Consider the following 25,736-nt stretch of genomic DNA (forward strand, 5'->3'; position numbering starts at 1 on the left):
TGCGCGCGGAGGACCCGCGCTCCGAGGCTCGGCGCACCACCAACCCGCGCATCAGGACGCAGCGCCCGAGTTGAGTGCGGCGGCGAACAGATGACGCTTCCGCGCCAGCACGATGCCGGCGACGATCAATCCGGCAGCCAGCGCGGCGATCAGCCCGATGGCGATACTCGAGCCCGTGCTGGCCAGGGCATCCCGCCCCACAACACACGCGGCCAACTGGATCGCGTCCGACACGCCATCGCCGTCGTAGTCCTCATGGCCGGTGGCGCAGCTCGCCGTGCCGCAGATCACGACCGACGCCCACTTCGATACACCGTTCGGGTTCAGGTCGCCGTTACCGGTGAGACAGGTCGTCGACCCGCACACGACCTGCCGCGCGAAATCCGGGATGGCATCCCCCACCGAATCCTTCGTCGGCGAGGCGCACGTGACGGTTCCGCAGGCGATGACCTCCACCCAATCCGGGATGCCGTCCGCATCGCGATCCTCCCGACCGGTCGCGCCCGTGGCCGAGCCCACAACCACGCGCTCCACCGCATCCGGGATCGTGTCCCCATCCGCATCACAGGACGACACGTCCTGCACCGCCGGGCACGCTACCGACGAAACCGGACCGGGCTCCGACGCGGACGCGGGCCCGGCGGCGATCGAGACGCCAGCACACAGCAGCACCGTGGCGACGCCAGCCGCCATGAGCCGAGAGATCGCTAGGAGAGGGGTAAGAAAACGGTGCACACCCTCAATGACGAGCGCGTCAGCGAGTCGTGACGCCGTCCGTCAGGAATTTCTTCTGACGTGCTCCCCGCTCATGGCATGGGAATTCGCGGACCGTCGGCTGACGACACCGTTTGCCGCCCGTCGCGAATGGCGGCCGGTCTCAGGCGTTGGTCGGCACGGCCGGGACCGTCGCGGGGGTGGACTCCCGCTCGATGACCCGGAACGGCACCGCGATCTCCTCCGGCTCGAACGATTCTGAGTCGTCCTCGATTCGTCGCACGAGCAGTTCGACGGCCCGGCGGGCGATGTCATCGCGTCCGGGGTCGATCGTCGAGAGTGTGGGCATCGAGTAGTGCGTCTCGTCGATGTCGTCGAAACCGACCAGCGCCACATCCTCGGGCACCCGGTAGCCCGCCTCCTGCAGGACGCGCAGCGCGCCGAGCGCGAGGGTGTCGTTGAAGGCCACCACAGCGTCGAACTCGTTGCCGGTCTCCAGGAACGCACGCATGGCTCCGGCGCCGTCAGCGCGGTGCCAGGTGCCGGCGGGAACGACGAAGCGCTCGTCGTAGCCGATACCGGCGGCCTCCAGCGCCTCCTTGTAGCCGGCGAGGCGCAGGCCCGCTGAACCGATCGCCTCGCCGGGATGCGCACCGACCGCCAGGATGCGACGCCGGCCTCCGGCGAGGACGAGCTCGGTCGCGGCGCGGGCGCCCTCGACGTTCTGCATCGTGACGTGGTCCTTGGGCCCGTTGAAGATGCGCTCGCCCAGCAGGACCATCGGCGTGGCCACTTCGGCGATCGCCTGGCGGTCCGACTCGTCGAGGGCGAGGACGCTGTAGAGGATGGCGTCCACCATCCGACCGCGCCGGTTGCGCAGCACGGTGAGCTCGCTCTCCCGGTCGTTGCCGAACTGTTCGATGAGCACGGACAGGCCATGCTCGCTCGCAGCCCGCATCACGGAGTCGGCGAGTTCGGCGAAGTACGCGTTGCGCAGTTCCGGGATGATCAGGCTGATCACGTTCGTCCGGCCCGACCGGAGGCTGCGCGCTGAGAGGTTCGGGGTGTAGTCGAGTTCGGCGATGGCGTCGAGGACCCGCTGACGGGTGGTGTCGCGCACGTACGGGTAATCGTTGATGACGTTCGAGACGGTCTTAATCGACACGCCGGCGAGCCGGCTCACGTCATGGAGCGTCGCCGCCATTGGTCCTCCCGAGTTGCTTCCGTCCATTCTACAACGTTGAACATGCTGCGGCGAGGGGTGGCGCGCGGGTGCGTTGCGCGCGGGCGGACTGCCGAAGTGCTCGTTGTTGCGGCCCCGCGCGGCGTGTCGGGTGCAACAACGAGCACCTCACCGTAGGGGAGGTGGGGCTGGGCAACGCAAGGCTGGCGGCGCAAGACCGGACTGACGCGAGGCCGGACTGGCGCGAGGCTGGCGACGCGACCCTGGGCGGCCGAAGTGCTCGTTGTTGCGCACGCGCGCGGCGTGTCGCGTGCAACAACGAGCACCTCGGCGAAAAGCGGAGCGGGTCGAAGCGGTTCGATGAACGAACGGTTCGATGAACCGAAGGGTTCGACGGAGCGAAAGAGGCCAGTGCGCGAGCGAAGGAGGCGCGACGTGCGAGAATCGCAGCCTGGAGGTGACGATGGCTGCCACGATCGGGGACGTCGCGCGGGTCGCCGGGGTGTCCCGGAGCACGGTGTCGTACGCACTGTCCGGCAAGCGCGCGATCTCCGAGGAGACGCGGACGCGCATCCAGGAGGCCATCGAGCAGCTCGGATTCACACCCAACGCCGGCGCGCGGGCGCTCGCGACCTCCCAGACCAACGTGCTCGGACTGTATCTGCAGTTCGAGGAGGACGAGTTCGCGCCGGCGATGCTGCAGTACGTGCTCCCGGTCTCGACGACCGCGCGCGACCACGGCTACGACCTGCTGATGGTGACGGACCCGGATCTGGTCAACGCGGTCCGCCGCACCACGTCATCCGCGATGGTCGACGGTGCGGTGCTGCTCGACGTCACCTACGACGACGTACGCCTGGAGCCCCTTCGCGGCGCGACGCAGCCGGCCGTGCTGATCGGCTACGCCCGCAACGGCGAAGGTTTCGACTCCTTCGATCTCGATTTCGGCGAGGCGGCGCGGCTCATCGTCGACCACTTGGCCGCGCTCGGCCACAGGGACATCGTCCTCATCACCCCGCCCCGACAGGTCTACGACCGGGGCGGCTCCTACGCCTGGCGGTTCCGCGATGCGGCGTTGGAACGCGCGGCGCGCTACGGGATGCGGCTGGCCCCCCACTACGGCGAGTCACGGCAACCCGGCATCGTGGACGAGTTGGATGCGGCCCTCGCCGCATCCCCGGACGCCACGGCGATCGTGGTGCACAACGACGCGACGATCGCGGCGCTACCGTCGTACCTCGACAAGCGCGGCATCCGCTGCCCGGACGATCTGTCGGTCATCGGGGTGTTCTCCCAGGACTTCGCGCAGGCCTTCTCGCTCCCGTTCACAGCGGTCGAGACGTCGCCCGACGCGCTCGGGCAGGAGGCCGTGCGCCGCCTCATCCTGCGCATCACGGCGCCCGAGCAGGCCGGCGCGCCGGTGGTCCGTTTCATCGAGCCGGCGCTCGTCGATCGCGGCAGCACGCGCGCCGTCGGCTGACCGCCGAGACGGCCCGCGGGAGACCGCTGGGCCGGCGCCCTGCTTCGCAATCCGGGTAGCGCTGCGACCGGGCGCCGACGCTCGCATGTCTGCGCACGTTCGGAACGTGTGCGGTGGCGCGAGCAGCCGCATTCGTTACAAACGGCAGCAGACGCAGGTCGGTCGGCGTGCGAGCCCGACCCCCGGCACATGCGCTTCGAGTCGCCGCGCGGCCGAATACGCGCACGTTCGGAACGTGTGCGGTGAGGCTAACACCCGCATACGTTACAAACGGCAGCAGACGCGGGGCGGTCGGTGTGCGGAGCTCGATCGCCGTCAGGTGCGCTTCGAGTCAGCGCGCGGCCGGACACGCGCACGTTCGGAACATGTGCGGTGGGGCGAGCACCCGCAAACGTTGCAAACGACCGCAGAGACACCGAGGCCGGCGAGACCCGCGGCAGCCCACCCCACTAGAGCGTGCGGCGGCGCACCGCACAAGCCCGCGGGCGGCCAACCGACCGCATCCACACACCTCCCGGCAAAGTTTTCGACGAATCGAACCGGTTCGACTTGTCAGGACCGCATCGAGGCGCTACATTGATCGAACCGGTTCGACAAACTCCCGCGAAAGCCGGACCCGAACCCAGCCAGCATCAACGACGAGAGGCCCGAGGAGGCGCCATGGCGATCACCATCACCGATGTGGCCCGCCACGCGGGCGTATCCCCGAGCACCGTCTCGTACGCCCTGTCCGGCAAGCGGTCCATCTCCCCCTCCACCCGGGCCCGCATCGACGAGGCCATCCTCGCCCTCGGCTTCACGGCGAACGCCGGAGCCCGCGCGCTCGCCACGTCGCAGACCATGGTGATCGGCCTGCTCACCCAGTTCCACCAGGACGAGTTCGCACCGGCGATGCTCCAGTACGTGCTCCCCGTGTCCGACACAGCACGCGAGTTCGGCTACGACATCCTCCTGGTCACCGAGACCGACGCCACGGCGGCCCTCCGCCGGGTGACGAGCGCCGGGATGGTCGACGGCGTCGTCCTGCTCGACGTCGTCCACGAGGACCCGCGCCTCGAGACCCTCCGCGCCGCCGCGCAGCCGGGAGCCCTCGTCGGCCTCCCGAAGCGCACAGAGGGCCTCGACGTCTTCGACCTCGACTTCGGCGAGTCCGCCCGCATCCTGGTCGACCACCTCTACGGGCTCGGGCACCGCGAGATCATCGTGGTCTCGCCGCCCAAGCACGTCTTCGACCGCGGCGGCGCGTACGGCTGGCGGTTCCGGGATGCGGCGCTCGAGCGCGCGGCCCGGTACGGCATCCAGATCCACCCCTACTTCGGCGAGGCTCAGCAGCCGGCCATCGGCCAGAGCATGAACGCCATCCTGGATGCGCGTCCCACCGCGACCGCCCTGATCGTGCACAACGACGCCACGATCGCAGCGCTGCCCTCGGTCCTCGCCACCCGCGGAACGCGGGTCCCGGAGGACCTGTCGGTGGCCAGCCTCTACTCCAAAGACTTCGGCCGAGCGTTCTCCCTGCCCTACACGGCGGTGGAGAGCTCGCCCGATCAGCTGGGCCAGAACGCGGTCCGGCAACTGGTGCGCCGGATCGCATCACCGGAGCTCGCAGGAGCCCCGGTCACCCGGTTCATCGCACCGGAACTCACGATCCGCGGGAGCACCGCATGAACCCGAACAGACACGCAGCGCCCGCACCGACGCGGCGCTCCCCGGATGAAGACACACCAGCAATGCACGATTCAAGGAGGAATACTGTGATCGCACACAAGCGCGCCCGCATCATCGGCGCCGCCGTTCTCGCGGCCGCCGTCATCGGCGGCGCCACCGCCTGCTCGGGCTCGGGCTCCAGCTCGACCAGCAGCGCAGGCGGGACCTACACGTTCTGGGATCCGTACCCCCAGTTCGACGCATCCGCCGACTGGACCAAGCTGGTCGAGCAGTGCGGGACCCAGGCCGGTGTCACCCTGAAGCGCACCGGCTACGACACCAGCGACCTGACCAACAAGGCGCTCCTCGCCGGCCAGCAGGGAAGCTCGCCCGACCTGCTGCTCGTCGACAACCCGGTCGTCTCGACGCTGGCCGACGCCGGCATCCTGACCAGCACGTCCGACAACAAGCTCGACACGTCCGCCATCCAGAAGAACATCCTGGCTGCCGGCCAGGTCGACGGGAAGACGTACGGCGTGCCGATCGGCGCCAACACGCTGGCCCTCTACTACAACAAGACCGTGCTGAACGCGGCCGGCGTCGACATCGCGTCGGTCAAGGACTGGCCGAGCCTCACCGCAGCGCTCGCCAAGGTCACGGCGGCCGGCAAGAAGGGCATCACCTTCTCGGCCATCGGCACCGAGGAAGGCAGCTTCCAGTTCCTTCCGTGGTTCTGGGGCTCCGGCGCCGACCTGAAGCACCTGGACTCCAGCAAGGCCACCCAGGCGCTGTCGCTCTGGACGGACTGGCTGAAGAAGGGCTACGCCCCCAACTCGGTCATCAACAACACGCAGACCACCTCGTGGCAGGAGTTCGCCACCGGTGACTACGCGTTCGGCGAGAACGGCACCTGGCAGCTCGGCAACGTGAAGAAGGCCGGTATCGACTACGGCATCCTCACCATCCCGGGCATCGATGGAGGCGCAGCACCGGCCCCGACCGGCGGCGAGTTCATGACCATCCCCGTCCAGAAGGACACCGGACGCTACGCCACCTCGAAGAAGATCGCCGAGTGCCTCACCAGCACGAAGAGCTTCGTGACGACCGACACCACCCTCTCCTACATCGCCCCCACCGAGGCGGCGCAGAAGGAGCAGGTCGCGGCGAACGCAGACCTGAAGCCGTGGGTGGACGCGGTGGCCGCAGCCAAGGGCCGCACCAGCGACAACCTGGGCACCAACTACCCGAAGATCTCGCAGCAGCTCTGGGGAGCGGTGCAGAATGCGCTCAGTGGTTCGCAGACGCCGGAGGCGGCGCTGAAGGCCGCTCAGAGCGCTGCAGCAGCAGCAACCAAGTAACACCTCTCGAAAGCACGGATCCATGACCACCACACAGACGGCACCCCAGGGTGCTGTTCGGGACCAGAGCGGGGCGGCCGGCACGGCCGCCCCGCCGCGGGCCAGGAGGCGTCGATCCGGTCAGTGGGCGGCCTGGGCGTTCCTCGCCCCGGTGGTCGTCTACCTGATCGTGTTCTACGCCTTCCCGCTCTACCGCAACATCGAGCTCAGCGTCCGCGACTACACGGTCCGCTCGTTCGTCCAGGGCGACGCTCCGTTCGTCGGCCTCGACAACTACTTCAAGGTGTTCCAGAACCCGACCTTCGGGCCGGCCATCCTGCACACCGGGCTCTTCACGGTGATCTCGATCGCCTTCCAGTTCACCTTCGGCATGGCCCTCGCGGTGTTCTTCCACCAGAACTTCCGCCTTTCGGCCACCCTCCGCGCCCTGTTCCTGGTGCCGTGGCTGCTGCCGCTGATCGTCTCGGCGTCGACCTGGTCGTGGATGCTGAACAGCGACTCCGGAGTCGTCAACTCCGCGCTCCATGAGATGGGCCTCCCCGGCATCAACTGGCTGACCTCGCCCGACTGGGCGCTCACCAGCGTGATCATCGCGAACATCTGGATCGGCATCCCGTTCAACCTGGTCATCCTGTATTCGGGACTGCAGAACATCCCCACCGAGCTGTATGAGGCCGCCGCCCTCGATGGCGCCAACGGCTGGCAGAAGTTCTGGCGGGTCACCTTCCCGCTGCTGCGTCCGGTGTCGGCGATCACGCTGCTCCTCGGCCTGATCTACACGCTCAAGGTCTTCGACATCATCTGGATCATGACGCGCGGCGGCCCCGGCATGTCGTCGACAACGCTCGCGACGTGGTCCTACCAGCTCGGGTTCGCCTCCACGCTGCCCGACTTCAGCCCGGCCGCAGCGGTCGGCAACGTCCTCATCGTCATCGGCCTGATCTTCGGCGTCATCTACATCCGCACGCAGCGAAAGCAGGAACTCGCATGAACGGCCGGCGACCCTGGTGGAAGACGGTGGTGGGCGTCCTGCTCACGATCGTGATGCTCTTCCCGGTCTACTGGATGATCAACGTCTCGCTCACCCCGGCGACCGAGATGCGCAAGAGCCCGCCCAACCTGTTCCCGGTGCACGCCACCTTCGAGGGCTACCAGGCGGTCATCAGCCAGCAGCTCCCCTACCTCGGGACCAGCCTCCTGATCGGGCTCGGCACGGTCCTGCTGACCGTCGCGATCGCAGCGCCCGCCGCGTACTCGCTGGCGAAGCTGCGCCCGAGGGGCCGCGGCGCCCTCAACTTCGTGCTCCTGATCGCGCAGATGATCCCGGGCATCATCATGGCGATGGGCTTCTACGCCATCTACCTGAACCTCGGGATCCTCAACAGCGTCTGGGGGCTGGTCATCGCCGACTCCACGCTCGCCGTCCCGTTCGGCGTGCTGATCTTCTCGGCCTTCATGTCCGGGATCCCCGACGAGCTGCTGAGCGCGGCGAAGATCGACGGCGCCGGCACCTGGCGCACGTTCCGCTCGATCGTGCTGCCGGTGAGCCGCAACTCGATCGTGACGGTCTCGCTGTTCGCGTTCCTCTGGGCGTGGTCGGACTTCATCTTCTCGTCCACCCTGAACAGCGGCGGCGCCCTGCAGACGATCACGCTGGGCATCTACAAGTACATCGGCAACAACAACCAGGAGTGGAACGCCATCATGGCCACCGCCGTCGTCGCCTCGATTCCCGCGGCGGTCCTCCTCGTCATCGCCCAGAAGTACGTCGCGGCGGGCGTCACCGCCGGCGCCGTGAAGGACTGAGCATGGACCCCTTCGACGACTTCTCCTTCGACATCGGCGAGATCCCCTTCTCGCGTCGCGGGGCGTGGCTCGACCTGTCGCGGGTGACCGGCCTGCACACGGTCGCCGAGGACATCCACCTCGTGACGCACACCAGCGGGATGCACGCGGTCTTCCGGGTGACGCCCGAGGTGGACGGGCAGCGAGTGGATGCGCAGGTGCGCGCGACGCCCGCGGTGCTCGGCTGGACCCATCCCGCAGGATCGGTCGAGGCCGTGTTCGACGAGACCGGCATCCGGTTCCGCGGGCGAGGCCTGGGGCTGAGCTTCGTCGCGCCCGACGAGCTGACGCCCTTCACCGGCGGCTATCTGTTCGTCGATCCGCTCGATGGGGCCATCACGCTGACGAGCTACGAGTCGGGACGCCGGTACCGGTTCACGACCCTGGCCGGCTCCCCGGAGGTCGTGGGCGCGGAGCGCGTCGGGGTGAGTGCCCGGTCGGTGGCCTTCGCATCCGGCACCGAGTGGGAGGTGCTGCTCGAGGAGATCGAGACCAGCGCGCCTCCGGTCACGTCGGTGTCCGGGTTCGATCGGGTCGCGGAGCTGCGCCGGGCCGAGTTCCGGGAGTACTGCCGTGGGCTGGTCGCGGGAGAGGCGGCGATTGTCGAGGCGGCCTCCATCCACCCCGCGGCCGTCAAAGCCGGCTACGTCATGTGGTCGGCCACCGTCGCGCCCGCGGGCTTCGTCACCCGCGAGGCCGTCCTCATGTCGAAGCACTGGATGGACAAGGTCTGGAGCTGGGACCACTGCTTCAACGCGATGGCCCTCGCCTCGAGCGACCCGGATGCCGCGCTCGATCAGTTCCTCCTGCCCTTCGACCACCAGAACGCGGCCGGAGCGCTCCCGGACTCGGTCACGCACTCCGAGGTGCTCTACAACTTCGTCAAGCCGCCGATTCACGGCTGGGCTTTCGCGCAGCTCCGCGCCCGCGCCTCCCAGCCGATCAGCCGGGGGCAGCTGGAGGAGGTGCACGAGCGGCTGAGCGGCTGGACCCGGTTCTGGCTCGACTACCGCCGCGCGCCGGGCCACGACCTCCCGTACTACCAGCACGGCAACGACAGTGGATGGGACAACTCGACCACCTTCGACCAGGGCGGAGTGGTCGAGTCCCCCGATCTGGCGGCCTTCCTCATTCTGCAGCTCCGCGTGCTGATCGGGTTGAGCGAGGAGCTCGGCCACCCGGCCGTGGAGTGGTCGGTCGCCGAACGCGACCTCCGCACTGCGCTGTTCGAACAACTGTGGACCGGGGAGCGCTTCGTCGCGCGCTCGGTCGCGGCCGGGGAGGCCGCGCCCTCCAGCAGCCTCCTGAACTCGCTGCCCATCGTGCTGGGCGAGCTGCTGCCGGACGACATCGCCGAGCGGCTCGCCGCATCCATCGCCGAACATCTCACGGAGTGGGGTCCGGCGACCGAGCCGGTCGACTCGCCGCTGTATCAGGACGACGGCTACTGGCGGGGGCCGATCTGGGCGCCGTCGACCGTGCTGATCGAGGACGGCCTGCGCCGCGCCGGCCGCACGGACCTCGCCGACCGCGTCGCGGCCTCGTTCGCGGCCGTGTGCGAGAAGTCGGGCTTCGCCGAGAACTTCGACGCCCGCACCGGCGACGGTCTCCGCGACCGCGCCTACAGCTGGACCGCCAGCGCCTACCTCACCCTGCGGGCCGACGCTCTCACCCGCCTCGCGGAGGACCGCCTCACCGCGGACTCCCTCATTGGAGAACGATGACCGACACCCTCGACCTGACCCGCCTCGGCGGGCCGGTCTCCCCCCGCACATCCCTGCTGCGTCCGCTCGGGCCGACGGAGGTGCGCATCACGGGCGGCTTCTGGCGCGAGAAGCAGGAGCTCAACGCGAGCGCGGTGATCGGCCACTGCCTGACGTGGATGGAGCGGATCGGCTGGATCCGGAACTTCGACCGCGCCGCCGAGGGCACGGTCGCCGAGCTCCATGAGGGCATCGAGTTCGTCGACTCGGAGGTCTACAAGCTGCTCGAGGCGATGGCCTGGGAACTCGGCCGCGCCGGCGATCCCGAGCTGGAGGCCACCTACCGCCGGCTCGTGGACAGGGTCGCGGCAGCTCAGGAGCCGGACGGCTACCTGCACACCTCCTTCGGGAGGCCGGGGCAGCGTCCACGGTTCTCGGCGTTGGAGTGGGGCCACGAGCTGTACTGCTTCGGGCACCTGTTCCAGGCCGCGGTCGCCCGTATCCGCACCGGGCACGACGACACGATCGTGCACGTCGCCCGGCGGCTCGCCGACCACGTCTACCAGGAGTTCGGGCCTGAGGGCCGGGATGCCATCTGCGGCCATCCCGAGATCGAGACCGCACTCGTGGAGCTGGGTCGTGCGCTGCAGGAACCGAGGTACATCGAGCTCGGGCGCATCCTCGTGGAGCGTCGCGGCCGGCGGCAGCTGAAGACGAACCTGTTCCAGGGCAGCGAGTACTTTCTCGACGACGTGCCCGTGCGCGAGGCGAGCGTCCTCCGCGGACATGCCGTCCGGGCCATGTACCTGGCGGCGGGCGCAGCAGATGTGGCCGCCGAGTTCGGCGACGGCGAGCTGCTCGACGCCCTGCGGACCCAGTGGGACAACACGGTCGCCCGGCGCACGTACCTCACCGGCGGCATCGGCTCCCACCACCAGAACGAGGAGTTCGGCAGCGACCTGGAGCTCCCCGCCGACCGGGCGTACGCCGAGACGTGCGCGGCCATCGGCTCCGTCATGTTCAGCTGGCGGCTGCTGCTGCAGACTGGTGAGGCGAAGTACGCGGACCTCATCGAGAGGACGCTGCTGAACGCCGTCCTCGTGTCGCCGCGTGAGGACGGCCGGGCCTTCTACTACGCGAACACCCTGCACCAGCGCGTCGCCGGGTCGGCCCCGGCCGAGGACGAGATCAGCGAACGCGCCGAATCGAGCATGCGCGCTCCCTGGTTCGAGGTCTCCTGCTGCCCCACCAACGTCGCCCGGACGCTGGCCAGCGTGGCGTCCTACGTGGCGACGGCGACGGACGAGGGAGTGCAACTCCACCAGTTCGCCGACGCTGAGATCTCGACCACCCTCGCGACCGGTGCGGTGAGCGTCCGGGTCGAGACGGGCGGGTATCCCTTCGCCGGTTCGGTCTCCCTCGCGGTCGAGTCGGAAGGCGTTGCGGAGATCGCTGTGCGCATCCCGGACTGGGCGCGGGACGCGCGCGTGCACTTCAGTGGCCGGGCCGTGACTGTCGTGGATGGATACGCCCGCGTCAGGGCGCAGTTCGCGAGCGGCGACCGCATCCAGGTCGAACTCGGGATGGAGCCGCGGCTCACGTACCCGCATCCCGGCATCGACGCCCTGCGTGGGACCGTCGCCGTGGAGCGCGGACCGCTCGTGCTGTGCGCCGAGTCGACGGACCTGCCCGGCGGCGCGGACGTCGCACGGCTGAGGATCGCGGCGGACGTGCCGCTCGGCGCCTCGCCCGAGGGAGCCGTGGCCGCCGTCCGGATCGCGGACGTGCAGGACGCGTCGTGGCCGTACGGCGAGCGGCCGGGCGTCAGCGCGGAGGGCACGTCGAGCATCCCGCTGATCCCGTACTTCCAGTGGGCCAACCGCGGACCGAGCACGATGCGCGTCTTCCTGCCGCTCGCGGACTGAGGCCCGCGCAGCTGCGGCCTCCGGGTCTGCGACCTCGGACCGCGGGTCTGGGGCCTGCGACCTCGGACCTCGGGTTGCCGACCTCGGGTTTCGCCGAGGTGCTCGTTGTTGCACCGGCTGACGGCGTGTCGCCTGCAACAACGAGCACTTCGGCGATGGGGATGGGCCCGTCAGGCCTTCGCGGAGACCGGCCCCGTGCGGCGGATTCCCACCGCGGGGAGCAAGATGTCGTCGATGACGGTGAGCAGGAACTGCCGGTCCACCGGTTTCCGCAGCACGAGCACGCGGTAGGCCGCCATCGAGGGGGTTACGAGCGCGAGCTGCTCGATGTCGCAGTCCGCCGGGATCTCACCGCGCTCCACGGCGCGACGCAGGAACATCCGGTTGATGGAGGCGCGCGGCTCGACGATCGCCGCGTTCACGGCGTCGGCGAGCTCGGGGTTCTCGGCCAGCATGGATACGAGCCCGGCCATGACGCGCAGCTTCTTCTCGGCGTCCACGATGGTGTGCGGTTTCATCATCGCGATGAGGTCCCCGCGGAGGGTGCCGGTGTCGGGCAGAGTCTCGGAGTCGACGTCGACCCGCTTCATGCAGGCGACCGCGTCGACCACCAGCTCGGCCTTGGATGCCCACCGGCGGTAGACCGTGGCCTTGCCCGCTTTTGCGCGCGCGGCCACCATATCCACGGTCATCCGGTCGTAGCCGGTCTCTGCGAGGACGTCGAGGGCGGCCTCGAGGATCTCGGGATCGCGGGTGTGGTCCCGCTTGCGCCCGAGCTTCGGTGCGAGGGCTGAAGTTTCCATCTCTGACAGTCTAGGTTAATTCCTGAACAAAAGAGATCCGGAACTGTCGAGTTTCGTATAGGCTGACGCTCATGTCTCAGAACATCCCCTCATCCACGAGCTCGGCACCCGGCGTGGCCGCACCGTCCACGCGCCGCTGGTGGACGCTCGTCACCGTCGCTCTGGCGCAGCTGATGGTCGTGCTCGACTCCACCGTCGTCAACATCGCGCTGCCCTCCGCGCAGGCGGACCTCGGCTTCTCCAACGCCGACCGCCAGTGGATCGTCACCGCCTACTCCCTCGCCTTCGGCAGCCTCCTCCTGTTCGGCGGCCGGATCTCCGACCTCATCGGCCGGAAGCGCGCGTTCATCATCGGCCTCGTCGGCTTCGCCGGCGCCTCCGCCCTCGGTGGCGCGGCCAGCAGCTTCGAACTGCTCGTCGGCGCACGTGCCCTCCAGGGCGTCTTCGGCGCTCTGCTCGCCCCGACCGCGCTCGCGGTGCTCACCACGACCTTCACCGTGCCGAAGGAACGAGCGCGCGCGTTCGGCATCTTCGGCGCACTCGCGGGAGCGGGCGGCGCGGTCGGCCTGCTCCTCGGCGGAGTGCTCACCCAGCAGCTGGACTGGCGCTGGAACCTGTACATCAACGTCGTCATCGCGGTGATCGCCATCGCCGGAGCGACCGTCTTCGTGACCACGGTCCCGCGCACCGGCCTACGACCGAAGCTCGACGTGCCCGGCACCATCCTCGTATCGGCGGCGCTCTTCTCCCTGGTCTACGGCTTCTCGAACGCCGAATCCGACGGCTGGGACTCCGCGCTCTCGTGGGGCTACCTCGCGGCGGCAGGTGTTCTGCTGATCACGTTCGTCGTGTGGCAGCGCCGCGCCGCGCATCCACTGCTCCCCCTGCCGATCGTCCTCGACCGCAACCGCGGCGCGTCCTACAGCGCGATCCTCATCGCCGGCGCGGGGATGTTCGGCATCTTCCTGTTCGTGACGTACTACCTGCAGTCCACGCTGAAGTTCACGCCCATCCAGACCGGCCTCGGCTTCCTGCCCATGATCGTGATGCTGGTCCTCGCCGCACAGCTGTCGACCAACATCTTCGTGCCGCGCTTCGGCCCGAAGGTCATGGTCCCGATCGGTATGACGATCGCCGCGATCGGGATGGTCTCGCTGACGCACCTCGGCGTGACGGCGAACTATGCCGTCGACCTGCTGCCGCCGCTCATGGTCCTCGGATTCGGGATGGGGTCGACCATGCCTGCCGCCATCCAGACCGCCACCCTCGGGGTCGACCGCAGGTTCGCCGGCGTGGCCTCGGCGATGGTGAACACGAGCCAGCAGGTGGGCGGGTCCATCGGGACGGCGCTGCTCAACACGCTTGCCGCCACCGCCGTCACGGACTACGTGGCGTCGCACCTGCCGCCGAATCCGCAGGTCGCGGCGGAGGCCGCGGTGCACGGCTACGCGACGGCGTACTGGTGGGGTGCGGCCTTCTTCGCCTTCGGCGCGGTGCTCACGGCGTTCCTGTACCGCCGCCGTGTGGCTCCTGCCGTGAGTGCGCCGGGGGCGGCCGGCGACGGCGTCGCGGACGTGTCGCCGGCTCCGGAGCCGGTGGTCGCGCACTGACGACCCGCGGCTGGTAACGAAGGAGATCGGGGGTCGGATCTCCTTCGAATGGCAGTGGTGAAGGAGATTCGAACGCGATCGGTTCGGATCTCCTTCACTGCGCGCCCGGGCGAGATCGGCCTGGGCCAGGTCAGCGGGCCGCAGGCACGATGGCGGCAGCCCCGGCCGCCGCGCGCTCGCGCACGATGTCGGCCAGCGCGGCCGGCGTCGACTCGGCCGTGAGCAGCGGGGCCGCCACGATGTCGGCGCCCGCCTGCTCGGCGAGTGTCGCGAAGTAGCCGGGGGCCAGCAGGTAGGTGGCGACGAGGACGCGGGCTCCGGGATGCGCGTCGCGCGCCTGCTCGACAGCCTGCGGCAGGGACGGGGATGCGGCCGAGATGAAGCCGACGGTCACCGGGCGGTGGATGCGCGCCTCCAGCAGCAGGCCCGTCGTGCGGCAGTCCGCCACGGCGCGGGCGTCCGTCGAGCCGGCGGCTGCGAGGACGACCGCATCCCCGTCGCTCAACCCCGCCTCGGCGAGGCGCCGGGCGAGCACATCCACGAGTCGCGGGTCCGGGCCGAGCGCGGGAGCGACGGTGGTCGGCAGCGGTGCGGCGGCGGCACTGCCGGCGAGGTCGACGAAGACGTGATAGCCGGCGGAGAGGAGCAGCGGCACGATGGTCGCACGGTCCGCCACGGCAGCCGCCGAGGTCAGAGCGGCGGGGACGTCGGGCTGCTCCACATCCACGTGGCAGCCGAGAACCGGGTCATCGAGGGATGCGGCGACGCGCTCGACCAGCCGGCGCACGGCGACCTGCCCGCTGGGCGAGGAGGTCCCGTGCGAGGCGGCGAGGACGGCGGTCGTCATGCGTCCTCGAACTCCACCTCGATGAAGCCGCCGACGATGCGGGTGCGGTAGGTGCGGAGGACGAGCGCGGAGTCCGTGAAGCACTCGCCGGTCCCCAGGTCGTACACCTGCTTGTGCAATGGGGAGGCGACGGTAGGACGGTCGCCGCGCGAGCCGACGATGCCGCGGGCCATCACGGGAGCGCCGCCGTCCGGGTCCTCGTGCGAGACCGCGTAGACCTCGCGCGGGCCGAGGAGGAAGACCGCGATCTGCCGCATCCGCAGCAGCACCGCCTCGCCCCACGACGGCTCGAGGTCCTCGACTCGGCAGGCGCGCACCCAGTCGGCACGCCGGGACTCCGTACGGAAGGTCTGCGTGATCGTCATGCGGCGAGCCTAGGCAGGCGATGTTTCGCGCGGCGGCGCGCACTGTTACTTCCCCGTGAACCCGTTCTCACACCGCGGACCCGGTCGTGTGCGTCCTGTGTTAACACGCGGTTACAACGACGAAATTCGGGGGAAACCGCGCCGCCCTACGCTCGAAGGACACCGCGCGGGAACCTCCGCGCCGTGCGGCGGCAGCCGCCACACTGCAACCGCCAGACTCCGGAAGGGGCCCGCATGACGACCGGACGACCACTGACCCGCACCCTGATCGTGGGCGGAGGCCCGGCCGCGCACCGGCTCGTGGATGCGCTCATCTCGCGCGGCGCGAGCGAGGACCGCTCCATCGTGGTGCTCGCCGAGGAGCCGTACCTCCCCTACGACCGCGTCCAGCTGAGCAAGCGCCTCGCCGACGGCGGCGTCGACCTCACCATCGAGCCCGCGACGCACTGGGAGGATGCGGCCGTGCAGCTCCGCGTCGGCGAGGCGGCGACGGCGATCGACCGCGCGGCACGGACGGTCACCACCTCCACCGGCGCCGTGATCGAGTACGACGACCTGGTCCTCGCGACCGGTTCGTCTGCGCCGATCCCCGACATCCCCGGCTCCCACGTGAGCCGGGTGTACCGCACGATCGACGACGTGGATGCGCTGGTCGCCGAGGTGGCCGAGCTGCGGGAGTCGCTCGGCCGGGCTCCGCGCGTGGCCGTCGCCGGCGGCGGGCTGCTCGGGCTGGAGGCGGCCGGAGGCGTCGCCGCGCTGGGCGCGGAGTCGGTCATCATCCACTCGGGCGGCTGGCTGATGTCGGCGCAGCTCGACGAGGGGGCCGGGCAGGCGCTCGGCCGGCTCATCCAGGCGCGCGGCATCGACCTCCACCTCGGCACGCGCCCCCGCGAGATCCTGCTCGACGACGAGGGCCGGCCGACCGGCGTGCGCTGTGCGGACGGCCGGGCGGTCCCGGCGGACATCGTGGTGTTCGCCATCGGAATCCGGGCGCGCGACGAGCTCGCCCGCGACGCGGGCATCGAGACCGTCGAGCGCGGCGGGGTCGTCGTCGACGAGGCGTGCCGCACGTCCGACCCGTCCGTGTGGGCCATCGGCGAGGTCGCCGCGATCGACGGCCGCACCGTCGGCCTGGTCGCGCCGGCCAACGCGATGGCGGAGACGGTCGCCGACCGGCTGCTCGGCGGCGACGCCACCTTCACCACCATCGACGACGCGACCAAGCTCAAGCTCTCCGGCGTGGATGTGGCGAGCTTCGGCGACGCGTTCGCCCGCGAAGCCGGCGCCCTCGAGATCGTGTACGCCGACCCTGCGCGCGGCCTCTACCAGAAGCTCGTGGTGAGCGACGACGCCAAGACGCTGCTCGGCGGTGTCTTCGTCGGCGACGCCGCTCCCTACTCCAGCCTGCGTCCGCTGCTGGGCCGGACGCTCGACGCCGAACCGGCCGCCTACCTCTCGGCGGCGGGCGCCGAACCGCCGGCGGGAGGGGCACTGCCGGACGACGCGCTGGTCTGCTCCTGCAACAACGTCACCTCCGGCGCGGTGCGCATGGCCGTCGAGGACGGCTGCCACGACCTCGGCGAGCTCAAGACCTGCACGCGCGCCGGCACGCAGTGCGGTTCGTGCGTCCCGCTGGTCAAGAAGATTCTCGAGGCCGAGCTCACCAAATCCGGAGCGACCGTCTCGCACGCACTCTGCGAGCACTTCGACCTCTCCCGCCAGGAGCTGTACGAGTCCATCCGCGTGCTGGAGCTGAGCAGCTGGGAGGACACGATCGGCCGGCTCGGCCGGGGACGCGGCTGCGACATCTGCAAGCCGGCCGTCGGATCCATCCTCGCCAGCCAGCACAGCCAGTACCCGCTGGACGGCGGCCGCGGCCAGCTGCAGGACACCAACGACCGGGCACTCGCGAACATGCAGAAGGACGGCACCTACTCGGTCGTGCCGCGCATCCCGGGCGGTGAGGTCACGCCGCAGAAGCTGGCGGTGATCGCGCAGGTCGCCACCGACTACGGCCTCTACACGAAGATCACCGGCGGACAGCGCATCGACATGTTCGGCGCCCGGCTGGAGCAGCTGCCCGAGATCTGGAAGCGCCTGGTCGACGCCGGGTTCGAGTCCGGGCAGGCGTACGGCAAGGCGCTGCGCAACGTGAAGAGCTGCGTCGGCTCGACCTGGTGCCGGTACGGCGTGCAGGACTCGGTCGGGATGGCCGTGGGCCTCGAACTGCGCTACCGCGGCCTCCGGGCTCCGCACAAGTTCAAGTTCGGCGTCTCGGGATGCGCGCGCGAGTGCGCGGAGGCGCGCGGCAAGGACGTCGGCGTGATCGCCACCGACAAGGGCTGGAACCTCTACGTCGGCGGCAACGGCGGCTTCCAGCCGGCGCACGCCCAGCTGCTCGCCTCCGACCTGGACGACGAGACCCTGATCCGCTACATCGACCGCTACCTCATGTACTACATCCGCACCGCCGACCGCCTGCAGCGCACGGCCCGGTGGATGGAGGATCTCGACGGCGGCGTGGACCACGTCCGCGACGTCATCGTGGAGGACTCCCTCGGCCTGGCCGAGGAACTGGAGGCGGCGATGGTCAAGCACATCGACACCTACGAGGACGAGTGGGCCGCCACCCTGCGCGACCCCGAGCGCCTGCGCCGGTTCCGGTCGTTCGTCAACGAGCCGAGCACCCCGGACCCGTCGATCGCGCGAGTCGAGGAGCGCGGCCAGCTGCGCCCGGCGACCGCCGAGGAGCGAGCGGCGGGACCGGTCCTCGTGGCCGGGACGACCATCCCGCTCCGGACGGCCGTCGTCGAGGGCGAGACCCGATGACACAGACCGGAAGCGTGACCCTCGTCGGCGGCGGGCCCGGTGACCCCGACCTGCTGACCGTCGCCGCCGTGCGCGCTCTGGCGGCTGCGGACGTCGTGCTCTTCGACCGGCTCGCCCCGCACGAGACGCTGCGCGAGCTCGCGCCGCACGCGGAGCTGGTGGATGTCGGCAAGCGCCCCGGCCACCATCCCATCCCGCAAAACGAGATCGAACGCATCCTGGTGGCACATGCCCTCGCGGGCGCGAACGTCGTCCGGCTGAAGGGCGGCGATCCGTTCGTCTTCGGCCGTGGCGCGGAAGAAGTGGAGGCGTGCCGCCGGGTCGGCGTGCCTGTCCGCGTCATCCCCGGTGTGACCAGCGCCATCGCGGTGCCGGCCGCCGCGGGCATCCCGGTCACGCACCGCAAGACGAGCAGGATGTTCACCGTCGTCTCCGGGCATGCGCCGCTCTCCCCCTCCGAGCTCGAGAACCTGGCGGGCCTCGGCGGAACGATCGTCATCCTGATGGGGATCACGAACCTCCCGTCGATCACGGCAGGACTCGCACGCTTCGGGATGGACGCCGGCATGCCGGTGGCCGTGATCGAGCAGGGGTACTCCGCACGCCAGCGGACGACCTTCGGCAGCCTGTCGACCATCCTCACCGAGTCCGTTCGCGCGGGCGTCGGATCGCCGGCGGTCGTGGTGATCGGAGAGGTCGTCCGGCTCGCTCGCGGCGGCGACGCCGAGGCGGCGGCCGCACTCGCTGCCAGCGCGGCGGGCGCGGCCGCGGCCGGCGCGGGCGGCCTCAGCGGCGCTTCCTCCGTGACAGGACCCTGAGATGACCGACGACCGGCCCGGCATCGCCGCCTTCCGGCCCGACCAGCTCGCCGGATTCCGCATCGGTGTCACGAGCGACCGCCGTTCCGCCGACCTGATCGACGCTTTCGAGCGCCGGGGCGCCACCGTGCTGCACGCGCCGACGGTGCACATGCGGCACGCCGACGACGACGCAGCCGTCATCGCGGACACCGAGGGGATCATCGACGCCTCCCCCGATGTGCTTCTCGCCACCACCAGCTACGGGATGCGCCGCTGGTTCGAGGTCGCCGACTCCGCCGGGCTCGGCGAGGACCTGCAGCGCGTGCTCACCCAGTCCACCATCCTCGTCCGTGGCCCGAAGGCGCGCGGAGCGGTGCGCGCGGCCGGACTGGACGACGCAGGCATGAGCGACGAGGAGACCACCGCCTCTCTCGTCAGCAAGGTGATCGCGGAGTACCCGACGGGCATCACGGTCGGCGTGCAACTGCACGGCCAGCGCGACGACCTCCAACTGCAGCGGCTGCGGGATGCGGGCTACCGCGTCATCACCGTCGCCCCCTACTCGTGGTCGGTCGCCCAGGACGACGACGACCGCGTCACCCGGCTCGTGGATGCGATCGCCGCGCGCCAGCTGGACTGCGTGACCTTCACGAGCGCTCCGGCGGTCGACGGTCTCTTCGCCGCCGCGCAGGCACGCGGCCGCTACGCGGAGGTGGTGGACGCGCTGACTTCGGACGTCGTCGCCGCCGGCGTCGGACCCGTCACGGTCGCGCCCCTCGTCGCGGCCGGGATCGAGCCGCTCCAGCCGGACCGCTTCCGGATGGGCGCGCTCATCCGGCTCGTCTGCGAGCACCTGGAGGCGCGGTCCACCCGCCGGGTCAGCACGCGGCACGGCGAGGTGGAGCTGCGGGGAAGCCTGGCGATCGTCGGCGGGACGCCTGTGCGGCTGACTCCCACCTCCCTGTCGCTGTTCCGTGCGCTCGTCGCGGCCAATGGTGCCGTGGTGTCCCGCCGGGAGCTGTCGATCGCCCTCGCCGAGGAGTACGACGAGCACGCGATGGAGGTGTCGCTGAGCCGCCTGCGGCAGAGCCTCGGCACGCCGGGCCTCGTCGCGACCGTCGTGAAGCGGGGATACCGCCTCGACGTCTGAGCGCCTTCCCCTGCTCTCGCCGGTACATCCAGTGGTCCCAACATGCCGTTGCGATTGACTCGTAACGGCATGTTGGGACCAGTGGATGCGCGGCGCGCGACGCGTCCGCTTACTTGGCGACGGTCTGCGCTGCGGCCAGCAGGCCGGCGATGCGGCCCTTGCAGCCGCCGCATCCCGTGCCCGCCCGTGTCTCCCGGCCGATGCCCTCGACCGTGTGGCAGCCGCCGGCGACCGCCTCGCCGATCCGGCCGGCCGAGACGCCGTTGCACCAGCAGACGGTGGCCTCGGGCCCGAGCGGATCCTCCGCCGGCGCCTGCCCGGCGTCGGCCGCATCCAGCCGCAGCAGGGCCGACGGCTCCGCCGGCAGCGCGGCGCCGCGCTCGAACAGGAGGGTCAGCTCGGCCCCGGCGTGCGGGAGCCCGACCGACACGAAGCCGGTCAGCGCGCCCTCGCGGACAACCGTCTTCAGGTACGCCCCGCGCACAGGGTCGAGCCACACCGTCACCTCGGCGTCGTCGTCCCACGGCTCGGCCGCGTGGTCTCCCCCGGAGACGACATCGATGCCGGTCGCCTTGAGCATCACAGCGGCCGGGCGCTCGCTCAGGGCGACAGCCGCCTCCGTTCCCGCCGCGCCTCCTGCCGCCTCGGCTCGCAGCCGGCGGGCCAGGGCCGCCGCCTGCCGCCAGCCCGGGCCGATGAGACCGCTCGGCGCCCCGGGCACCCGTCCGTCGGGGCCGGCGTCGTCGGGCGATGCCACCTGAGCGCAGTCCCCGATGGCGAACACGTCGGGGTCGCTCCAGCTGCGCAGTTCCTCGTCCACGAGGATGCCGGACGAGCAGGCGAGGCCGGCGGCGAGCGCCAGCTCCACCCGCGGGCCCACGCCGCACGAGAGCACGAGCAGGTCGCCCGGGATGTAGGTGCCGTCGGCGCAGCCGACGCCGTCGAACACCCGCCCCGCCTCCCCGTCGCGGAAGCCGAGGCTCTCCGCGCGCGCGTGCGCCGCCATCCCGACTCCGAGCGTGCGTGCGGCGCGGCTGAGCATCCGTCCGCCGGGCTGGTCGAGGTTGCGTCCCATCGGGGTGGCCCCGTGGTGGACGACGACCACGTGCGCGCCGTGCTCGGCGGCGAGCAGCGCGAACTCCATCCCGAGGACGCCCGCGCCGAGCACCACGATCCGGCCGCCGCCGGCGACGACGGGGGCGACCGCCTCGGCGTCCGCGAGATCCCGCAGAGCGACCACACCGGCCGGCAGCGGACGCGCGCCGTGGTCGAGCGCCGCGCCGGGGGCCGCCGCGCGGTCGCGGCGCGAGTGCGCCAGTCCGTCGAGGGTCGGGATGTTGGCCCGGGCGCCCGTGGCGAGGACCAGCCGGTCGTACGGCAGCTCTTCGCCGCCGTCGAGGATCACGCGCTGTCGGACCCGGTCGATCGCGACCGCGACATCCCCGAGGCGGATGTCCACCCCGGCGGCCCGCGCGGCCTCAGTGTCGGTCACGTCGAGACGGTCCCGATCCGTGGCCCCGACCGCGTACTCGGCGACGAGGACCCGGTTGTAGGCGTCCTCGCGCTCCGCCCCGACGACGGTCAACCCGGCTCGGCCCGCGGCGATGGCGGGGAGCAGCTCCTCCACGAAGCGCGCACCCACCGGCCCGTAGCCGACGAGCACCACACGCAACGGACGTCCGTTCATGCCGCCTCCTCCTGCTCCGCTGCCCGCTCGACGGTCACGGCTGTTCGTTTGAACTCCGGCATGGCTGAGATCGGATCGACCGCGGCCTCGGTCAGCACGTTCGCGCACTGACGCCCGGCGAAGTGGAAGGGCAGGAACACCGTGTCGATGCGCATCCCGCCGGTGAGGAGAGCCCGTGCGGCGACCTCGCCGCGGGAATTGCGGACGTGGACGAGGTCGCCCTCGCCGATGCCGAGCCGGGTCGCCGTGGCCGGATGAAGTTCCGCGCGAACCTCCGGCTGCGCCGAGACCAGCTCCGGGACCCGGCGGGTCTGCGCGCCGGACTGGTAGTGCTCGAGCAGGCGGCCGGTGATCAGGGTCAGCTCGCCCGGCTCGCGGCCCGCATCGACCTCGCGGGCTCGCACCGGAACGAGCCGCGCGCGTCCATCCTCGTGGCCGAAGTGGTCGAGGAACAGGCGCGGAGTCCCGGTCGAACCGGCGGGGTACGGCCAGTGCGCCGCCTCGCCGTCCGCGAGCTGCGCATCGAGCAGTGCGTGACTGAGTCCCGAGTAGTCGGCGATGCCGCCGGCCGACGCCCGGGCGAGCTCGTCGAAGACGTCCGCCGGATCCGTCGGCCACACCGAGGGCGCGCCGAGCCGGTGCGCCAGGTCGGCGAGGATGTCGAGCTCGCTCCGGACAGCGGGCGGCGGTTCGATCGCGCGTGTGCGTCGGAGGATGCGTCCCTCGAGGTTCGTCATGGTGCCCTCCTCCTCCGCCCACTGCGTCACCGGCAGCACGACGTCGGCCAGCCCGGCCGTCTCCGACAGCACGAAGTCGCACACGACCAGGAGGTCGAGCGCTTGCAGCCCAGCACGGATCGCTCCTGCGTCCGGTCCGGAGACGACGACGTTCGACCCGTGGACCATCAGCGCGCGCACTCCGCCCGGCCGGCCGAGCATCCCGAGAAGTTCCACGGCGGGGACGCCGGGGCCGGGAAGGACGGCGGGGTCGACGCCCCACACCCCGGCGACGGCCGCGCGTGCTTCCGGGTCGGCGATCTTGCGGTAGCCGGGCAGCTGGTCCGACTTCTGCCCGTGCTCGCGTCCGCCCTGCCCGTTGCCCTGGCCGGTCAGCGTTCCGTAGCCGGCGCCGGGCCGGCCGACGAGGCCCAGCACCAGCGCCAGGTTGATGGCGGCCGTCGCGGTGTCCGTGCCGTCCACGTGCTGCTCGACGCCGCGTCCCGTGAGGATGTACGTCCCGCGGCCGCGCGCGAGCCGCCGGGCGACCTCCCGCAGCTGCGCGACCGGGACGCCGGTGTGCTCCTGCACCCGCTCCGGCCACCACGGCGCGACGCTGCGGCGGACCGCGTCGAAGCCGGTGGTCCGCTCCTCGACGTAGCTGGTGTCGGCCAGTCCCTCGGCGAGCACGATGTGGAGGAGGCCCAGCAACAGCGCGAGATCGGTCCCGGGAGCCGGCTGCAGGTGGATGCCGCCGCCGTCCGCCGTGAGCTGCGCGGTCTGCGAGCGCCGCGGGTCCACGACGATGAGCCCCCCGGCCGCACGGGCACCGGCCAGGTGACCGATGAACGGCGGCATGGTGGCCGCCACGTTGGAGCCGAGCAGCAGGATGGTCTCCGCGTCGTCGAGGTCGGTGACGGGGAACGACATCCCGCGATCGACGCCGAACGCGCGGTTGCCGGCCGCCGCGGCGGACGCCATGCAGAACCGGCCGTTGTAGTCGATCCGCGAGGTCCCGAGCGCCAGCCGGGCGAACTTGCCGAGCAGGTACGCCTTCTCGTTCGTCAGGCCGCCGCCGCCGAAGACGCCGACCGCGTCGGCGCCGTCCTCCCGCCGGAACTCGGCGAGCCGGGTCGCGACGAGGGTGAGTGCTTCCTCCCAGGTCGCCTCGCGCAGCTCCCCGTCGCGCCGCACGAGTGGAGTCGTCACCCGGCCGGGAGTGGAGAGCAGCTCCGCCGACGTCCAGCCCTTCTTGCACAGCCCGCCGCGGTTCGTCGGAAAGGCCCGCCCGGTGACCGTGACCGGGACGGGTCCCGCCGGAGCAGGCGTCAGGGTCATGGCGCACTGCAGGGCGCAGTAGGGGCAGTGGGTGTCGGCGGTCATCCGGGCCGCTCCGTTCTCGTCGTCGATGGTCACATCCACATCCAGTGGTCCCGACCTGCCGTCTGCGTCTGGCGCGGAACGGCGTGTCGGGACCAGTGGATGCGTACTAGATCCGCACTCCGCGGCGGCGGCCCCGCAGCGCGACGCCGACCGTGATCACGAGCAGCACCGCGTAGGCGGCGACGAACCAGAGGAGACCCGTCTCATAGCCGCCGGTCGAGGTCTTCGACAGGCCGAGCACCTGCGGGATGACGAACCCGCCGTAGGCGCCGAAGGCGGAGACGATTCCGAGGGCGGCGGCAGCGGTGCGCTGGGCGGACACGTCGCCTGCGGTGCTGTGCCCGTCCTCTGCGCCGGCGCGCAGGGCGAACAGGGTCGGGATCATCCGGTAGGTCGCACCGTTGCCCGCGCCGCTCGCGATGAAGAGCACGAGGAAGAAGGAGAGGAACAGCCAGAAGTTGTCCAGCGGAAGCGTGAGCACCACCGCGAGTGCCCCGAGTCCCATCACGACGAACGAGGCGATCGTGATCGTGCTGCCGCCGAACCGGTCGGCGAGACGCCCACCGAACGGCCGGGCCAGCGATCCGACGAGCGCGCCGAGGAAGGCGAGCGAGAGGGTCGCTGTGCCGAGCGGGAAGTGGCTGAAGCCCGGGAACTGGTCGGCGATGAGCTTCGGGAAGACCCCCGAGAAGCCGATGAACGAGCCGAACGTCCCGATGTAGAGCAGCGCCATGAGCCACAGCTCGGGAGCGCGCAGTGCGGCGAACGACGCCTTCAGGTCGGCGCGTGCGTTGGTGAGGTTGTCCATCCGGTACCAGGCGCCGACGATGGCCACGACGATCAGGGGCACCCAGATCAGCCCGGCGAGCGGGAGCTGCAGGGTGGCGGCGGCGCCGATGGTGATGACGATCGGCACCGCGAACTGCGCGACGGCGGCGCCGAGGTTGCCGCCGGCGGCGTTCAGGCCGAGCGCCCATCCCTTCTTACGCTGCGGGTAGAAGAACGTGATGTTCGCCATCGAGCTGGCGAAGTTGCCGCCGCCGAACCCGGCGAGCGCCGCCACGAACAGCATCACGCCGAACGGGGTGTGCGGGTTCGCGACGCACATCGCGAGGCCGATGGACGGGATGAGGAGGAGCGCCGCAGAGACGATCGTCCAGTTGCGTCCGCCGAACCGCGGCACCATGAACGTGTACGGGAAGCGCAGGGTCGCGCCGACGAGGCTCGGGATGGAGATGAGCCAGAAGGTCTGGGAGGTGCTGAACGCGAAGCCGGCGGCGGGCAGCGAGACGACGACGATCGACCAGAGCTGCCAGACGACGAATCCGAGGAACTCGGCGAAGATCGACCAGCGGAGGTTGCGCTGCGCGATCGCGGCGCCCTGCTGCTCCCACTGGACGGGATCCTCAGCGTTCCAGCCCTCGATCCACCGGCCGGGCAGGACGGTGAGGGCGGACGAGGGGACTGTTGCGGTGCCGGCGGCAGTGCTCGAGGCAGTGCTCGCCGGGCCGGATTCGGAGACGGTGCTGGTCATCGGGACCTCCTGGGGGTGGGAGCCTGCGAAAGTTCGTGCTGGCTTCACGCTAGGAAAGTCGTGTTTCGGCGGGCCGCTCCCGACGTGAAACCGGCGTAACGAACACCTCTCCTCGTGGCCCCGGTCGTGTGAGGGGAACGTAACCGGGGATGACGCG

19 protein-coding genes are annotated in these 25,736 nt (G+C 70.8%); 11 read left to right on the forward strand and 8 right to left on the reverse strand.

Annotation, left to right across the window (positions count from 1 at the left end; all coding sequences use genetic code 11):
* Positions 1-51: 51 nt before the first annotated feature.
* Positions 52-693 carry a hypothetical protein gene (locus ACPYOG_RS03385; RefSeq protein WP_481292849.1) on the reverse strand — a complete coding sequence of 214 codons (642 nt, stop codon included), beginning with the start codon at positions 691-693 and terminating at the stop codon, positions 52-54.
* 184 nt (positions 694-877) lie between these two features.
* A complete protein-coding gene (locus ACPYOG_RS03390; protein WP_481292850.1) occupies positions 878-1,918 on the reverse strand; it encodes a LacI family DNA-binding transcriptional regulator in 1,041 nt (346 codons plus the stop codon).
* Between the two features lie 442 nt (positions 1,919-2,360).
* On the opposite strand from ACPYOG_RS03390, the gene ACPYOG_RS03395 reads away from it, so the two are divergent.
* From ACPYOG_RS03395 to ACPYOG_RS03425, 7 genes are all read left to right on the forward strand, one after another.
* A complete protein-coding gene (locus ACPYOG_RS03395; protein WP_481292851.1) occupies positions 2,361-3,377 on the forward strand; it encodes a LacI family DNA-binding transcriptional regulator in 1,017 nt (338 codons plus the stop codon).
* Between the two features lie 660 nt (positions 3,378-4,037).
* Positions 4,038-5,045 (forward strand): LacI family DNA-binding transcriptional regulator, encoded by a 1,008-nt coding sequence (locus ACPYOG_RS03400; RefSeq protein ID WP_481292852.1) that lies wholly within the window; start codon positions 4,038-4,040, stop codon positions 5,043-5,045.
* Between the two features lie 86 nt (positions 5,046-5,131).
* A complete protein-coding gene (locus ACPYOG_RS03405; protein ID WP_481292853.1) occupies positions 5,132-6,382 on the forward strand; it encodes a sugar ABC transporter substrate-binding protein in 1,251 nt (416 codons plus the stop codon).
* Positions 6,383-6,404: 22 nt separating this feature from the next.
* Positions 6,405-7,373, forward strand: a complete 969-nt coding sequence (locus tag ACPYOG_RS03410) for a carbohydrate ABC transporter permease (RefSeq protein ID WP_481292854.1) — start codon at positions 6,405-6,407, stop codon at positions 7,371-7,373.
* Entirely contained in the window at positions 7,370-8,188 is an 819-nt protein-coding gene (locus ACPYOG_RS03415; RefSeq protein ID WP_481292855.1) for a carbohydrate ABC transporter permease, read from the forward strand. The genes ACPYOG_RS03410 and ACPYOG_RS03415 overlap by 4 nt, the downstream gene beginning before the upstream one ends.
* A gap of 2 nt (positions 8,189-8,190) precedes the next feature.
* Entirely contained in the window at positions 8,191-9,951 is a 1,761-nt protein-coding gene (locus ACPYOG_RS03420) for an amylo-alpha-1,6-glucosidase (protein ID WP_481292856.1), read from the forward strand.
* Complete coding sequence (locus ACPYOG_RS03425; protein ID WP_481292857.1) at positions 9,948-11,855, forward strand: glycoside hydrolase family 127 protein; 1,908 nt, start codon at positions 9,948-9,950, stop codon at positions 11,853-11,855. The genes ACPYOG_RS03420 and ACPYOG_RS03425 overlap by 4 nt, the downstream gene beginning before the upstream one ends.
* 170 nt (positions 11,856-12,025) lie before the next feature.
* Here ACPYOG_RS03425 and ACPYOG_RS03430 read toward each other — a convergent pair whose 3' ends face one another.
* A complete protein-coding gene (locus tag ACPYOG_RS03430; RefSeq protein WP_481292858.1) occupies positions 12,026-12,658 on the reverse strand; it encodes a TetR/AcrR family transcriptional regulator in 633 nt (210 codons plus the stop codon).
* Between the two features lie 71 nt (positions 12,659-12,729).
* Here ACPYOG_RS03430 and ACPYOG_RS03435 point away from each other — a divergent pair, with 71 nt between their 5' ends.
* Positions 12,730-14,268 carry an MFS transporter gene (locus tag ACPYOG_RS03435; RefSeq protein WP_481292859.1) on the forward strand — a complete coding sequence of 513 codons (1,539 nt, stop codon included), beginning with the start codon at positions 12,730-12,732 and terminating at the stop codon, positions 14,266-14,268.
* 130 nt (positions 14,269-14,398) lie between these two features.
* Here ACPYOG_RS03435 and ACPYOG_RS03440 read toward each other — a convergent pair whose 3' ends face one another.
* The gene (locus ACPYOG_RS03440) at positions 14,399-15,115 is read right to left on the reverse strand and encodes a sirohydrochlorin chelatase (protein ID WP_481292860.1); all 717 of its coding nucleotides are present in this window, start codon (positions 15,113-15,115) and stop codon (positions 14,399-14,401) included.
* The gene (gene nirD, locus ACPYOG_RS03445; protein ID WP_481292861.1) at positions 15,112-15,480 is read right to left on the reverse strand and encodes a nitrite reductase small subunit NirD; all 369 of its coding nucleotides are present in this window, start codon (positions 15,478-15,480) and stop codon (positions 15,112-15,114) included. Before nirD ends, ACPYOG_RS03440 begins: the two co-directional genes overlap by 4 nt.
* A gap of 234 nt (positions 15,481-15,714) precedes the next feature.
* On the opposite strand from nirD, the gene nirB reads away from it, so the two are divergent.
* From nirB to ACPYOG_RS03460, 3 genes are read left to right on the forward strand one after another with little or no spacing between them, the layout of a single operon-like run.
* Complete coding sequence (gene nirB, locus ACPYOG_RS03450; RefSeq protein WP_481292862.1) at positions 15,715-18,309, forward strand: nitrite reductase large subunit NirB; 2,595 nt, start codon at positions 15,715-15,717, stop codon at positions 18,307-18,309.
* Complete coding sequence (cobA, locus tag ACPYOG_RS03455; protein WP_481292863.1) at positions 18,306-19,127, forward strand: uroporphyrinogen-III C-methyltransferase; 822 nt, start codon at positions 18,306-18,308, stop codon at positions 19,125-19,127. Before nirB ends, cobA begins: the two co-directional genes overlap by 4 nt.
* A 1-nt stretch (position 19,128) precedes the next feature.
* Positions 19,129-20,259 (forward strand): uroporphyrinogen-III synthase, encoded by a 1,131-nt coding sequence (locus ACPYOG_RS03460; RefSeq protein ID WP_481292864.1) that lies wholly within the window; start codon positions 19,129-19,131, stop codon positions 20,257-20,259.
* Between the two features lie 109 nt (positions 20,260-20,368).
* Here ACPYOG_RS03460 and ACPYOG_RS03465 read toward each other — a convergent pair whose 3' ends face one another.
* The 3 genes from ACPYOG_RS03465 to ACPYOG_RS03475 all read right to left on the reverse strand — a co-directional run bounded on the left by ACPYOG_RS03465 (position 20,369) and on the right by ACPYOG_RS03475 (position 25,579).
* Positions 20,369-21,946, reverse strand: a complete 1,578-nt coding sequence (locus ACPYOG_RS03465; RefSeq protein WP_481292865.1) for an FAD-dependent oxidoreductase — start codon at positions 21,944-21,946, stop codon at positions 20,369-20,371.
* Entirely contained in the window at positions 21,943-24,045 is a 2,103-nt protein-coding gene (locus tag ACPYOG_RS03470) for a molybdopterin oxidoreductase family protein (RefSeq protein WP_481292883.1), read from the reverse strand. Before ACPYOG_RS03470 ends, ACPYOG_RS03465 begins: the two co-directional genes overlap by 4 nt.
* A 106-nt stretch (positions 24,046-24,151) precedes the next feature.
* Complete coding sequence (locus ACPYOG_RS03475; protein ID WP_481292866.1) at positions 24,152-25,579, reverse strand: MFS transporter; 1,428 nt, start codon at positions 25,577-25,579, stop codon at positions 24,152-24,154.
* Positions 25,580-25,736 lie beyond the last annotated feature (157 nt).

The sequence above is a fragment of the Leifsonia sp. HAY1-4F genome (assembly GCF_056755275.1).